This window comes from Robertkochia aurantiaca, assembly GCF_020166495.1.
In the GTDB taxonomy this organism is placed as follows: Bacteria; Bacteroidota; Bacteroidia; order Flavobacteriales; family Flavobacteriaceae; genus Robertkochia; species Robertkochia aurantiaca.
The window spans coordinates 139,433-153,662 of sequence record NZ_JAINZS010000001.1 but is presented as its reverse complement, the minus strand read 5'-3'; the positions used below and the strand labels follow the sequence as shown (position 1 = coordinate 153,662).

15 protein-coding genes are annotated in these 14,230 nt (G+C 41.6%); 11 read left to right on the top strand and 4 right to left on the bottom strand.

Going from position 1 to position 14,230, the window contains the following annotated elements; translation table 11 throughout:
- Positions 1-17: 17 nt before the first annotated feature.
- Positions 18-1,238, bottom strand: a complete 1,221-nt coding sequence (locus K7R10_RS00690; RefSeq protein WP_224482753.1) for an HD domain-containing protein — start codon at positions 1,236-1,238, stop codon at positions 18-20.
- A 47-nt stretch (positions 1,239-1,285) separates the two neighbouring features.
- Here K7R10_RS00690 and porX point away from each other — a divergent pair, with 47 nt between their 5' ends.
- Positions 1,286-2,833, top strand: a complete 1,548-nt coding sequence (porX, locus tag K7R10_RS00685) for a T9SS response regulator signal transducer PorX (protein ID WP_224482752.1) — start codon at positions 1,286-1,288, stop codon at positions 2,831-2,833.
- A 9-nt stretch (positions 2,834-2,842) separates the two neighbouring features.
- On the opposite strand, the gene K7R10_RS00680 is transcribed toward porX, so the two are convergent.
- Positions 2,843-3,151 carry a hypothetical protein gene (locus K7R10_RS00680; protein ID WP_224482751.1) on the bottom strand — a complete coding sequence of 103 codons (309 nt, stop codon included), beginning with the start codon at positions 3,149-3,151 and terminating at the stop codon, positions 2,843-2,845.
- 94 nt (positions 3,152-3,245) lie between these two features.
- On the opposite strand from K7R10_RS00680, the gene K7R10_RS00675 reads away from it, so the two are divergent.
- Positions 3,246-3,614, top strand: coding sequence for a hypothetical protein (locus K7R10_RS00675; protein ID WP_224482750.1), 369 nt, complete (start codon positions 3,246-3,248; stop codon positions 3,612-3,614).
- Between the two features lie 114 nt (positions 3,615-3,728).
- Here K7R10_RS00675 and K7R10_RS00670 read toward each other — a convergent pair whose 3' ends face one another.
- Positions 3,729-4,931, bottom strand: a complete 1,203-nt coding sequence (locus K7R10_RS00670) for a hypothetical protein (RefSeq protein ID WP_224482749.1) — start codon at positions 4,929-4,931, stop codon at positions 3,729-3,731.
- Positions 4,932-5,347: 416 nt separating this feature from the next.
- Here K7R10_RS00670 and tsaE point away from each other — a divergent pair, with 416 nt between their 5' ends.
- The 5 genes from tsaE (at position 5,348) to K7R10_RS00645 (ending at position 8,352) form a co-directional block, all read left to right on the top strand.
- Complete coding sequence (tsaE, locus tag K7R10_RS00665) at positions 5,348-5,746, top strand: tRNA (adenosine(37)-N6)-threonylcarbamoyltransferase complex ATPase subunit type 1 TsaE (protein WP_224482748.1); 399 nt, start codon at positions 5,348-5,350, stop codon at positions 5,744-5,746.
- A 143-nt stretch (positions 5,747-5,889) separates the two neighbouring features.
- Entirely contained in the window at positions 5,890-6,048 is a 159-nt protein-coding gene (locus tag K7R10_RS00660; protein ID WP_224482747.1) for a hypothetical protein, read from the top strand.
- Between the two features lie 152 nt (positions 6,049-6,200).
- The gene (locus tag K7R10_RS00655; protein ID WP_224482746.1) at positions 6,201-6,731 is read left to right on the top strand and encodes a hypothetical protein; all 531 of its coding nucleotides are present in this window, start codon (positions 6,201-6,203) and stop codon (positions 6,729-6,731) included.
- A 36-nt stretch (positions 6,732-6,767) separates the two neighbouring features.
- Positions 6,768-7,967, top strand: a complete 1,200-nt coding sequence (locus tag K7R10_RS00650) for an alanine dehydrogenase (protein WP_224482745.1) — start codon at positions 6,768-6,770, stop codon at positions 7,965-7,967.
- Between the two features lies 1 nt (position 7,968).
- Entirely contained in the window at positions 7,969-8,352 is a 384-nt protein-coding gene (locus tag K7R10_RS00645) for a DUF4258 domain-containing protein (protein WP_224482744.1), read from the top strand.
- Between the two features lie 12 nt (positions 8,353-8,364).
- On the opposite strand, the gene K7R10_RS00640 is transcribed toward K7R10_RS00645, so the two are convergent.
- A complete protein-coding gene (locus K7R10_RS00640) occupies positions 8,365-9,534 on the bottom strand; it encodes a proline dehydrogenase family protein (RefSeq protein WP_224482743.1) in 1,170 nt (389 codons plus the stop codon).
- 98 nt (positions 9,535-9,632) lie between these two features.
- Between K7R10_RS00640 and aroB the strand changes: the two genes are divergently transcribed.
- The 4 genes from aroB (at position 9,633) to K7R10_RS00620 (ending at position 14,229) form a co-directional block, all read left to right on the top strand.
- Positions 9,633-10,703 carry a 3-dehydroquinate synthase gene (gene aroB, locus K7R10_RS00635; RefSeq protein WP_224482742.1) on the top strand — a complete coding sequence of 357 codons (1,071 nt, stop codon included), beginning with the start codon at positions 9,633-9,635 and terminating at the stop codon, positions 10,701-10,703.
- Positions 10,704-10,987: 284 nt separating this feature from the next.
- Positions 10,988-12,385, top strand: coding sequence for a type III PLP-dependent enzyme domain-containing protein (locus K7R10_RS00630; protein ID WP_224482741.1), 1,398 nt, complete (start codon positions 10,988-10,990; stop codon positions 12,383-12,385).
- Positions 12,378-13,262, top strand: a complete 885-nt coding sequence (speB, locus tag K7R10_RS00625; protein ID WP_224482740.1) for an agmatinase — start codon at positions 12,378-12,380, stop codon at positions 13,260-13,262. The genes K7R10_RS00630 and speB overlap by 8 nt, the downstream gene beginning before the upstream one ends.
- On the top strand, positions 13,249-14,229 hold the full coding sequence (locus K7R10_RS00620) for a deoxyhypusine synthase family protein (protein WP_224482739.1): 981 nt from the start codon (positions 13,249-13,251) through the stop codon (positions 14,227-14,229). Before speB ends, K7R10_RS00620 begins: the two co-directional genes overlap by 14 nt.
- Position 14,230 lies beyond the last annotated feature (1 nt).

Here is a 14,230-nt window from a genome sequence, read left to right as displayed (position 1 = left end):
TATAAAAACTCACCATATTATTTGGGATGGCAAATGTAATATTTCGTTACCGGCCGTGAGAGCGCTTCCAGATTAAATTGGTCTGAAGCTTTGGCAACGTCGATCATTTTGCGATTCTTGGTAAGTATATGAATATTCTGTTTTTCAATGCTATAGGCCTGGTTGGCGATTTCACCCTCAAAAACGAAATAGCGGGCTGTTTGCTCGTCTACCCCGTGTTTATCCATGAATTCTTTCACATGCTTTTCGATCTTCTTATCTGAAACAGGCTTTTTCTTGATCTGTATCTTCAGCAGGTCTCTGTTTAAAAGCATTTTGCTGAGATGTGATAATATGAAATCGTCATCGTACTGCCACTCTTTCATAGCTGAAATAATATCTATGTCATCGAGTTGAGCAAAGCGGTTAAGGGTATTTTCATCGAAATGGTCAGGATCAATACGGTGATCCATGAAGTACGTAAGCGCCCTTCCAGCGCTGAGTCGTTGATCATTCTGATGCAGTTCTTTCGCTCTCTTCAACATCCTTATAAGCAGCTGCTCTGCCACCAGTCCGGTCTTATGCAGGTAAACCTGCCAATACATCAATCTTCGGGCAACAAGAAACTTCTCTACCGAATAAATACCTTTTTCTTCCACCACCAGTTCATCATCGACTACATTTAACATGGTGATGATACGCTCACTGTTGATGTTTCCTTCTGAAACACCTGTATAAAAACTATCTCTTTTCAGGTAATCGATACGATCCATATCCAGCTGACCTGAGATAAGCTGCCTGAAGAAGTTACGCGGATGTTCACCTTTAAAAATGGTTATTGCCATCGATAAGGCGCCATCGAATTCCTTGTTCAGGCTTTCCATGAACTTCAGGGAAATATCTTCATGGGAGATCCCTTCCACAATACTGTGCTCCATCGCGTGTGAGAACGGACCATGCCCGATGTCATGAAGCAAGATAGCGATCAGTAATCCGTTTTCCTCTTCCGCAGAAATAGGAACTCTCTTAAAACGAAGCACCTGTATGGCCTTCTGCATCAGATGCATACAACCGAGTGCATGATGAAACCTGGTATGGTGAGCTCCCGGATAGACCATGTAAGACAACCCCATCTGCGAGATTCTTCGCAATCTCTGGAAATAAGGATGCTCGATCAGGTCAAAGATTAAAGAGTTGGGAATGGTAATAAAACCGTAAATTGGATCGTTAAATATTTTTAATTTATTGGTAGACTTCAAGCGCTTCGATTAAATTATAATAAGGTATACAAATATAAAGCAATCGAATGAATGAGATTAAGATACTTTGGGTAGACGACGAAATCGACTTACTGAAACCACACATACTCTTTCTGGAAAAGAAGCAATACGCGGTCGACACCTGCAAAAGCGGCACGGAAGCAATCGAAGCCGTCGATGACAAGAATTACGACATCGTATTTCTCGACGAGAATATGCCGGGGATCAGCGGGCTGGAAGCCTTGTCTGAGATCAAGACAAAAAAGCCCAACCTTCCCGTGGTAATGATCACCAAAAGCGAGGAAGAATATATCATGGAAGAGGCCATCGGATCGAAGATCGCTGACTACCTGATCAAACCCGTAAATCCGCACCAGATTCTTTTAAGCCTTAAAAAGAACCTGGACCATTCCAGGCTGATCTCAGAAAAAACCACCTCCAGCTACCAGCAGGAATTCAGAAAGATCGCCATGGATCTCGCTATGGTAAACACTTACGATGAGTGGGCTGACCTCTATCAAAAGTTGATCTACTGGGAGATCGCGTTAGAGGAAATTGAAGATGCAGGCATGATGGAAATCTTGGAATCTCAAAAAACCGAGGCGAACTCGCAGTTCGGGAAATTCATCGAGAAGAACTATAAGGACTGGTTCGATAGTGACGAGCCACCGACCATGTCTCATACCCTTTTTAAAGACCTGATACTGCCTGAAGTCAAAAAGGAGGGCCCCGTGTTGCTGGTGGTCATAGACAACCTTCGCTTCGATCAATGGAGAGTTCTTGAAAAGACCGTGGGCACCTATTATCGAAAGACCAAGGAGGCGCCGTATTACAGTATTCTGCCTACAGCGACCCAATATGCCAGAAACGCCATTTTTTCAGGACTGATGCCTTCGGAAATGGAACGATTATATCCTGAGCTCTGGAAGAATGATACCGATGAAGGAGGAAAAAACCTGAATGAAGAAGCCTTTTTAAGGAATCAGATCAGAAGACTCGGGCTTGATCTCAAATGGGAATATCATAAAATATCGAGCCTCAAATCCGGCAGGCATCTTGCCTCGAATTTCGCTTCTCAGCAAAACAATGATCTGACTGTTTTGGTCTATAATTTTGTAGATATGCTATCACACAGCAAGACCGAAATGGAGGTGGTAAAAGAATTGGCTTCGAATGATAAGGCCTACCGTTCTTTAACCCTGAGCTGGTTCAAAAATTCACCCTTACTGGAGATCATACAGCAAGCGCAGCGGCTCGGTTTCCGTTTGTTGATCACCACAGATCATGGAACCATCAATGTAAAAAACCCTTCAAAAGTAGTCGGAGACCGCGATACCAGCCTGAACCTGAGATATAAGACAGGGCGTAGTCTGACATTTGAGGAAAAAGAGGTCTATGCAGTAAAAAGGCCAAAAGACATCTACCTCCCCACTATCAATGTGAGCAGTTCCTATATTTTTGCCAGGAACGAGTTCTTTTTCGCTTATCCCAATAATTACAACCACTATGTAAGCTATTACAAGAATACCTATCAGCATGGTGGTATTTCACTGGAGGAAATGATCATTCCTTTTGCGGTACTGGAGCCGCGATAAGTTATTGCCCTATCGCTTGTGAGTGATTCCCTTACCGAAGGTGATCTTCAGGTAATCTTCGACCAGGTCCAGCATGGGCACGTGTACATATTGCGGGGTGGTCTTCACCTCTTCAGGAAGCGCCTCGTAAAGGGCTATTATCCCAATGGCCGATAATTCTTCGATGGGTTGCAGTCCGGTACGGTCCTGAAACCAGAGATCATCGCTATTGTCGATAAAAAAAGTGATGTAATCCTGCTCGTGATACTCTTCCAGAGTCAGCACGAAAAGCAGCTTCTTTCCGTTGAAGTTTTCTAAATCAAGATGTAAGATTGGCATAAGTAGGTTAATTAGTTTAAAAATAAAATAGATTTGGCTTTACAAGTATATAGATTTTTTTCTATTTTTGAAAAAAACTTTTTAAAAAATTAATATGGCTAAAGCAATTGACCGAATTTTCTCTATTATCAAATCTCTTGGAATGAGTGCCCGTCAGTTCGATATGTCGATAGGCGCTTCAAACGGTTATACCCTGCGCATGAAAAAGAATAATGCTTCAGTCGGGAGTGATATTCTTGAACGGATCGTGGAAAAATATCCTTTTGTGAATATCAACTGGATCGTCACCGGACGCGGTAACATGTTTGGCGTCGACGAAGCAGAAAAAAGTCCGAAAGACTATTCTTTAAAAGAGATCGAGGCGATGATAGATGAAAAGATCAAAGCTCACAAAGATGAGGAGCTCAAGGCGCTGATACGTAAAATTCAGAACGAGATCGACGATACTGAAAAGGACAGCTAGCAGCGTTGCTAATCTTTATGAATTAATGCCAAAGACCTGTGTTTATTACTATCGATGCAGGCAGTTTCCCCAACAAAAATATACAGGCAGCCTAACTGGCTGCCTTTTTATTCTTTATTCTTTTGCAGCTTTTAAAAGCTTCTTTTTAAAAAGATGTAGGGCTGCAAGATATTCATCCTCATTTAATTCAGATTTTAGCCTTTTGATGGTTTCAAATTCCATTTTAAAACCATGCATTTTTTTAAAACCGGAAATTTTAGCAATCAACTTGGTAATACGACTTTCGATCAGCTCTTTATAATTCCCTATCTCAAAATAGCCTTTTAATTTATAAGAGGTAAAGATCAGAATGACAATTACTAATATGATTACTGGGAATGCTAATAAATATTCATCTTCATTGATTCTACCATCTGGGGAAGGAAACGCAATCTCAATCGCTTCAAAAACCCCAAAACTTATCGGAAGTAATATGGCATATTTCCACCAATGCCTCTCGACCAAAAACCATGCACTTAAAAAAAATACTAAATAAAGTTTCTGGAATAAAAGCCATACGAATGCCTGCACAAACAGGTAACTTTCAGCTGTAAAATCGTATCCAAATATTTGAACTGTATTTCCTTCTTCAGGAAACAAGCGAAAGACGTAGAGGAATAAAGGAGATGTTATAAGTAGGACAAAGAGTACAATGCGATAATTTCTTTTGTTCTTTACGAAAGCATTACCGTTGTACTCTCTATTTTTATCAAATCGTGCATTAATATCTTCCAATTCCGCCACTAGGACATTAAGATCTTTATCTGATTCCTTCTCACCACCTCTTGTAACCCAAGATAGTTTTTGAAAAGGAATATGAAAAATATTATCTGCGTGTATATAAAACTTTTGCATCACGCTTTTCGAATTATATTTTAACTTGTATCGTATAAATATCAATACAGCAGAATATGCCAGCGAACTAAGAACTAATTCCATGTTAGTGATTTTCAAATTGAACCCTTCTGAAATCACCGTACAAAACTGATAGGCAAGTACTGAAACGGGAACCAATAATCCATACCCCCACCAACGGTTGTTGGTAATAAACCAGATAGAAGAAAGAAGCATTAAGACAAGCCTGACCGATGCTACGTAGGCCCAGACGAGGAAAGTTTCCCAAAAGTAAATCTTCACATCAAGACCAAAAATTTCCAACTCAGGAACATCTGGCACATATACATGTAAATACGGAAGATAAGACAGAAATAGGATGGAGAATACGATCAGCAGGTCAAAAAACCATATCTTTTTACGGCTAGTGAAATTATTACTCATGGAATACAATATAGCTTGGGACTACACTTTTAATATTTTCAAAAATAAGCCTCCATTTTAATAATTTTCCATAATTCTCATAAAAATGTTTTATGAAGTTGGCTAACATAGAAGATAATAAGTAAATAGAGAATTTATGCAGTGAAAAAACAAGTCAATGATTTTTGCTTCATTCCTAAATTGGTCAGAAAAACATCGGTGGAATATCATATTCCCAATTGAAGATTTTAAAAAAGCTAAGCAATTTTGCGTTCTATTAAATAAAATAGAGTCAAGGAAACTTTCGATATTAATAATCATTTTTTCGGAGAATTAACCCAAATAACACCACCTTTAGCCAAAAAGAATTATCCAATGGATGATTTAAATCGGTCAAAGAAAACATCGCTAAAACATTGTACATTATTTTTATAGTTATGAAATACGATTTGAACGAAACGGAAAAAGTCGCTAAACACATCCTTAATAAGTCAGAAAACAAATTAATCGCTTTTAAGGGAAACCTTGGCGCGGGTAAAACCACTCTGATCAAGGCAATCGTTAAAAACTTAGGCAGTGATGACGTGGTTTCGAGCCCTACTTTTTCCCTGGTGAATGAATATGCCGGAAAAGATGGTCCGATCTATCATTTTGACCTCTACCGACTGGAAGATATCGAGGAAGCATATGCTATAGGGTTAGATGAGTATCTCGATAGTGGCGCCTGGTGCCTGATCGAGTGGCCGGAACGGATTATGGAAGTTTTACCGGAAAATGTTACCTTTGTCGAAATAAATAAGCAGTTAAACGGTAAAAGAGAATTGAAGATCGATTGAATCGGTACTTTGGGAACCGTTAGACTAGTGCCTCAAATCGTTGTGTATTAAAAAACTTACTAATATACGACAAAGGTTTTTATTGTCCGTATTTTTTTTTGGCTTATGTTTGATCAACTGAAAACCAAAAAACTAATACTATCATGTCTACTAAAAAAATCTTTATCGCCTTAGCCGCAGTTTTCACTCTTGGATTAACTGTAACTTCTTGTTCTCCCAACAGCGTAGCTGATGAAGATAGTTTATATATCAATCCAACTGGAATAGATAGAAGTCAAATAAAAGTTCCGACTAACGGATAACCTTCTAGATACATCCGAATAACGTTTATAATCGGACTAATGGCTATTTTGACCATTTGTCCGATTTTTTGGTTTTTAAACTGAATAAAAGTATATTTAGAAACTAAATAATACATTTATTTGTATAATAGCAGCGCCCAAATTTTAGACAAATGAATCACCTACCTTTCAATTTGAGAGAACAGGGCTATAAGTCCTTATGGCTGGGAAGTATAGTTGCCCTTCTAATTGCCCTTTCTCCCTATCTCTTTTACGCTTACGAAAGTTTCCCTAATTCAAAAACTTGGGAAACCCCTTTTTTTTCTATTACAAGTAATTATAATGGAAGTGTACTGGTTTTTATGTGGGTTTTTCTTGGGAAGTTTGTCCCACTATACCTTCTTATAATATGGTTTGTAACCTGTAAACATTGGTGGTATCATGTTCTACTTATACCAATTGCTATGTATATTTTTCAAACAATCTCGGTTATAAATGAGGATATAGATTATGTTGATGAGGTGGAACTCTATTACATCATACCTATAATGATGGTGGTAATACCTATTGTCTACTTCATACGAATAAAATTGTTTGACAAAGTAGTTCACGGGATCGACCTTAAGAAGATCGAACGAGAGCTGGAAGAATATGAAGAGAAGGAAAAAGAACTCAAGCAAGAAGCTAGTCTTTACAATTCTTAAAACTTTCGCTACCTTTAGGGTTTTTAACCGAATTCCATGTCATACCCGAATTCACCGTTCACCAAACAGGAATTAATTCCCCAGGAAGAAACCCTCGAGGTACTCAAACAAAAGGGTGAACTATTCATCGGCCTTCCGAAGGAGATATCTTTCCAGGAGAGCCGCGTCTGCCTCACTCCTGATGCGGTCAACGCTCTGACCGCACACGGCCACAGAGTTATCGTAGAATCAAAAGCCGGAGAAGGTGCGAATTACAGCGATTCAGACTATAGCGAAGCCGGCGCCGAGATCACCTCCGATACCAAAAAAGTATTTTCCTGTCCGATCATTTTGAAGGTTGAACCCCCTTCCCTGCAGGAACTTGAACTGATCAATCCGCAATCAATCCTGATCTCTGCCCTGCAGATAAAGACACGCAGCAAAAAATATTTCGAAATGCTCGCCAATAAGCGCATTACCGCGCTTGCTTTCGAGTTTATAAAAGACGACGACGGGAACTACCCAGCCGTAAGAGCCCTGAGCGAGATCGCCGGAACCGCATCGGTTCTTATCGCAGCCGAGCTGATGACCAATGCCAACAGCGGTAACGGACTGATGTTTGGAAACATTACAGGGGTTCCTCCAGTCGATGTCGTGATTCTGGGCGCAGGCACCGTGGGCGAATTTGCTGCCCGCTCTGCCATCGGTCTTGGAGCCAGCGTGAAGGTTTTTGATAATTCGATCACACGCCTACGTAAGCTGCAAGCCAACCTGAACAGAATACTTTATACTTCAACCCTTCAGCCAAAAGTATTACTCAAAGCTCTCAAACGCTGCGATGTTCTTATCGGAGCCGTAAGAGGGATCGAAAGAGCTCCTGTTATCGTCACAGAGGCCATGGTCGACCACATGAAGAAAGGGGCCGTTCTCATCGATGTAAGTATCGATATGGGTGGCTGTATTGAAACGAGCGAGATAACAACCCACGACAATCCTACATTCGTGAAGAGCGGGGTCATTCATTACTGTGTACCCAACATTCCTGCCCGTTATGCCCGTTCAGCCTCTGTATCTATCAGCAATATTTTCACCCCTTACCTTCTGAAAATCGGAGAAGACGGTGGCCTGGAACATTCCCTCAGATTTGATAAAGGCTTGCGCAACGGCCTCTACTTTTACCACGGGATACTAACCAGTAAATCGGTAGCAGACTGGTTCAGTCTTTCATACCGGGATATCAACCTATTGATCTTTTAAAATGCCATTACTCAAAAAAATCGGTTTCTATTTAATCGGACTTTCCCTGGGAATTATCTTCCTTGCTTATTTTTTTAAAGGAAAGAATACAGAATTCTGCTATTTCCCGAATTGTCGGGTATTAAAAGATATTCGCGCCAACGAGTTGACCTATTCAGATGAATTCGAGAAACTGATGCAGCTGAGTCGTGTGAGCAAAGAAGATATACAAGCCATACTCCAAAATGGTACGGTTGATTTCTCTAAAAGCAATACCGAAGACAAACCCTGTAAAGAATATTATATCGAAGGAAATCTCGATGAAGCCGAAGTGGCCATTACTGTTGATCGCTGCGACTCGGTATCAGTTCTTAAAACCCTTCAACTTATCCCGAAAGAAAAGTAATTCTCCCTGTTTTCAGGGGAGTTTTCTTCTTCGTCTTTCCTCAGTGAGCAAACTGAGCTCCCTGCTGGTCTGACCTGCAACAGATGTATTTTCCTCAGCCCTGCGAATCAGATATGGCATAACGTCTTTCACCGGCCCGAAGGGAAGATATTTTGAAACATTATAGCCCTGTGCTGCCAGGTTGAAGGTGATATGATCGCTCATTCCATAGAGCTGTCCGAACCAGATACGGTCATCGTTCTTGGCGATCCCCTTTTGCTCCATAAGCTCCATCATATAATAGGTACTGTCTTCGTTATGTGTACCCAGAAAAACCCGAACACGGTCGAGATTATCCATTAAATATAATATGGTGCTGTTGAAGTTTCTGTCTGTATCCTGCTTTGAGGCACAAATAGGACTGGGATACCCCTTCTCCTCTGCCCTGGCGATCTCCTTTTCCATATAAGCCCCGCGTACCAGCTTCATTCCGACGTAAAAGTCATCTTTTTTAGCCCGCTCCAATAACTCCTTGAAATAGTCCAGACGATCCCAACGGTATAACTGCAGGGTATTCCACACCACGGCCTTCTTTTTATTGTAAATACGCATCATCTGCTCCACCACCATATCGGCGGCATCCTGCATCCAGCTCTCTTCTGAATCGATCAGCAGGGCCAGGTCCAGATCGTGTGCCTTTTTACAAATCCTGTCAAAACGGTTGATGATGCGCTGCCACTCTGCCTGCTCTTCAGCAGTCAGGTTCACCCCGTCTCCCACCTTCTGATAAAGCTTGAATCTTCCTACTGCAGTAGGCTTGAACACCGCAAAAGGTATGGCGTTCTTCTCCTTAACGAAATCAAGTATTTTCAGGGATCTTTCGGTAACCTTATCGAACTGCTCATCGGTTTCCTTTCCTTCCACAGAATAGTCCAACACAGAACAAACGCCGGTATCGTACATTTTGTCGACTACGGTCATACAATCCTTTTCATTGACCCCTCCGCAGAAATGATCGAAAACGGTAGCCCTGATCAATCCCTCTACGGGAAGATTCGCTTTGATGGCAAAATTGGTCATAGCCGTACCGATTCGCACCAGAGGCTGGTTGGCGATCATGCGAAATAAAAAGTAGGCTCTTTCCAGTTCAGAGTCGCTTTTCAACTCGAAAGCGACCTTGGTGTTATTAAAGATCTTTTCCATAGTCAACTTCAAATGTTTCGCAAATATAGTATTTGAAAAACTGTTTTTTTAATTCAATTTCCCGTTATTTTGCTTTTAATATTAACAAGCCGTTTCTTATGCTGAAGCCAATCGATGCCGGGACTTATCACGTATTTTTCAACGAAGATATCTATGCTGAATTAAGCAGCTTACTATCGGCTAAGAGGTATTCAGGCCTGTTTGTTCTGGTTGATGAAAACACTCATGAACACTGCTTGTCTTATTTTCTGGCCAGGCTGCAGACTGAGCTGCCCGTCGAGGTTATCGAAATACCTGCGGGAGAAGAAAACAAGCAACTTGAAACCTGCGCAGGTGTATGGCAAAGCCTTTCAGATCTGGGTGCAGACCGCAAATCGGTCATGATCAATCTCGGTGGCGGGGTAGTAACCGATCTTGGGGGGTTTGTGGCAGCCACTTATATGAGAGGAATCGACTTTATTAACATCCCTACCAGTCTTCTGGCCATGGTTGATGCCTCTGTGGGGGGAAAGACCGGAGTCGATCTGGGAGGACTGAAGAATCAGGTAGGTGTGATTCTGGACCCTCTGAGCGTACTTGTCGATGTGAATTACCTGGAAACCCTTCCGCAGGAACAACTGAGAAGCGGACTGGCTGAAATGTTGAAGCACGGACTGATCAAAGACCCTGCCTACTGGGAGACACTCTGCCAAATGAATAAACTCACCACAGATGATCTGGCCGGCCTTATACATCATTCAGTTACACTGAAGAATGAGGTGGTAAAAGAAGATCCCAGAGAATCAGGCCTTCGTAAAATCCTTAATTTCGGGCACACCCTTGGGCATGCCATTGAAACCTATTTTCTCGAGTCTAAAGATCTCAACACCCTGCTCCATGGCGAAGCAGTGGCTATCGGAATGATAACAGAAGCCTTTCTTTCAAACGAAATCTGCGGCCTTCCCCAAGCCCGACTTGAAGAAATTACCCGCGTGATAACTGATTATTTCGGTAAAACCGAAATACCCGAAGCTGCCTACCCTGAGATCCTGAATCTTCTTCGTTTTGATAAAAAGAATGAAAAGGGAAAAATAAATTTTGTGCTTTTGGAGGAAATCGGAAAACCCGTTCTGGACAGGACTGCAGATAAAGACCTGATAATTAAATCATTAGAATATTATAATAATTGATTTTTTTGTTTGGTAAATTTCTTTTTTTGTTCATTTTTGTACTCCATTGTTCGACTAAGTGAACCTCAACATATTGTCCGGGAGCACCTATATCTGGAAGAAGTATCTGTGTTCTGTTCCGTATTCGGAAAACCGGAGATTACCAAATATTTCTTCTGAATTATTAAATAAATACCGCCCGAATACTATCCTGCTGCAATCAAATTTGCGTATTTGAATCTGGTTTTATAATCTTTAAGTAACAGATAAAGCCTTAAATAATTAATTACAGACAAAACGCCTAGATGAAAACCAAATATATCGACCTGATCGATCAGACCTATTATTTCCCTCAGGAGGAGTTCACCCTCAAAGATCAAAACCTGTCTTTTCATGGCATTGATCTTATGGAACTTATAGAAACATACGGAGCTCCCCTGAAATTCACCTATCTTCCTAAAATTTCAGACAATATTAAGCGTGCCAAATTCTGGTTTAAGAATGCCAGGGAAAAACATGATTACAAGGGAGAATATCATTATTGCTATTGTACCAAGAGCTCTCATTTTGAACATGTGCTGAATGAAGCCTTAAAAAATGACATCCATATAGAGACTTCCTCTGCTTTTGACATTGACATCGTAAAGCACCTTATAGCCAAGGGCAAGCTTTCAAAGGATAATTATGTCATCTGTAACGGATTCAAACGCGATCAGTACATTCAGAACATAGCCGACCTTATCAACAACTCACACAAGAATTGTATTCCGGTTATCGACAATTTCGAAGAACTGTCGCTTTTAAACGAAGCCATAGACGGAGAATACAATATAGGTATCAGAATCGCTTCAGAGGAAGAGCCAAAATTTGAATTCTACACCAGCAGACTAGGCATAGGTTACAAAAACATCGTTCCCTTCTACAACAGAGAGATCAAAGACAACAAGAAGGTAAACCTGAAAATGCTGCATTTCTTCATAAATACCGGGATTCGCGACACCGCCTACTACTGGAATGAATTATTGAAATGCCTTAAAGTCTATATTCAACTAAAAAAGGTCAGTCCTTCATTAGATTCACTGAATATCGGAGGCGGTTTTCCCATCAAGAATTCCCTGGCTTTCGAGTACGATTACGAATACATGATCGATGAGATCATCAACCAGATCAAGGTGGCCTGTGAAGAGGCAGACGTGGATGTGCCGAATATCTTTACAGAATTCGGAAGCTTCACCGTGGGAGAAAGCGGAGGAGCCATCTACCAGGTGCTCTATCAGAAACAGCAAAATGACCGTGAGAAATGGAATATGATAAACTCTTCATTCATTACCACCCTGCCCGACAGCTGGGCCATTAGCAAAAGATTCATCATGCTGGCCGTAAACCGCTGGAATGATGAATACGAAAGGGTTCTGTTGGGAGGCTTGACTTGCGACAGTGATGATTATTATAACTCTGAGCAGAATATGAACGCCATTTACCTGCCCAGATTTTCAAAGACCAAACCTCTGTACATAGGCTTTTTCAATACAGGCGCTTACCAGGAAACCATTGGTGGTTTTGGCGGTCTTCAACACTGCCTGATACCTTCGCCGAAACACGTGCTGATCGATCGCGATGAAGAAGGAAATATGACAACCGAATTATTTGCCGAACAACAATCGGCTCAAGACTTTTTAAAAATTTTAGGATACAATGAATAAATCAACCTATGCGGGCATACCGGAGAAATATGCACGCCTGGACGACGCTAACGTAGTTCTTATACCCGTTCCGTACGACGGAACCAGTACCTGGCAAAAAGGTTCTGACAAAGGTCCTCAGGCCTTTCTTGATGCTTCTGAAAACATGGAGCTTTTCGATATAGAAACCAGAAGTGAACCCTACCGTAAAGGTGTTTACCTGGCACCGGCCATTACCGAGAACTCCAGCCCGGAAAAAATGGTCGAAGCGGTTTATAAAACCACCAAAAACTATATCAAGCAAGATAAGTTTGTCACCCTTTTCGGAGGCGAACATTCTATTTCCATAGGAAGTATAAGAGCTTTCAATGAATGCTTTGAAGACCTGACCGTTCTTCAGATCGATGCTCATGCAGACCTGAGGGAATCATATGAAGGAAGCAGCTGTAACCATGCCTGTGCAGTTCATGAGGCGAGTAAGAAAACCAAACTGATACAGGTGGGTATTCGAAGCATGGATATCTCTGAACTGGAACATATGGTCGAGGATCAGACCTATTTTGCACACGATATTGCCACAGATGACGAATGGATGGAAGATTCCCTGAGTCAGATGACAGACAAGGTATTCATTACGATCGACCTTGACGCCTTCGACCCTTCTGTTCTGCCCTCCACCGGAACCCCGGAGCCGGGTGGTTTGTTGTGGTACGAAATGCTGGATTACCTGAAGAAGGTATTCAAAAAGAAGCAGGTAGTCGGATTTGATATCGTTGAGCTCTGTCCTAATGAGATCGACAAGTCATCAGACTTCCTGGCTGCTAAATTGTATTATAAGATGCTCGCCTATAAATTCAAATACCAAAACGCAAAAAATCAAGAAGATGAAGAAGAATAACAAAGGGGCTATCTCAGAGTTCATTCAAAAATACTTCCTCCATTTTAATGCCGCTACGGTGGTCGATGCCGCCAAAGCTTATGAGCAGCAACTGGATAGTGGTGCCAAGATGATGATCACACTGGCAGGAGCCATGAGTACAGGAGAGCTTGGAAAAATACTGGCTGAAATGATCAGGCAGGATAAAGTGCAAATTATTTCCTGTACAGGTGCAAACCTGGAAGAAGACATCATGAACCTGGTAGCGCATTCTCACTATAAAAGGGTTCCTAATTACAGGGATCTGACTCCTCAGGACGAATGGGAATTACTGGAAAAAGGCCTGAACAGGGTTACAGACACCTGTATCCCCGAGGAAGAGGCTTTCAGAAGATTACAAAAACACATACACCGTATATGGAAGGATGCAGATGATGCCGGAGAGCGTTACCTGCCTCATGAATACATGTATAAACTTCTGTTGTCAGGTGTACTGGAAGAGTATTATGAGATCGACCTCAAAGATTCATGGATGTACGCAGCAGCAGAAAAAAATCTTCCGATCGTTGTACCCGGATGGGAAGACAGCACCATGGGTAATATATTCGCTTCGTATGTGCTTAAGGGCGAATTAAAAGCTTCAACGGTGAAAAGCGGGATCGAATATATGACCTATCTGTCAGACTGGTACATCAAAAACTCTGATAATGGAGTTGGCTTCTTCCAGATCGGAGGAGGAATCGCCGGAGACTTTCCTATCTGCGTGGTTCCCATGCTCTATCAGGATATGGAAATGGAGAAGATTCCTTTCTGGAGCTACTTTTGCCAGATATCAGACTCAACCACCAGTTTCGGTTCCTACTCGGGTGCGGTTCCTAACGAAAAGATCACCTGGGGGAAGCTGGATATCGATACACCAAAGTTCATTATCGAGTCAGATGCGACCATAGTAGCCCCACTTATATTTGCGTATCTTTTAGATATGTAAA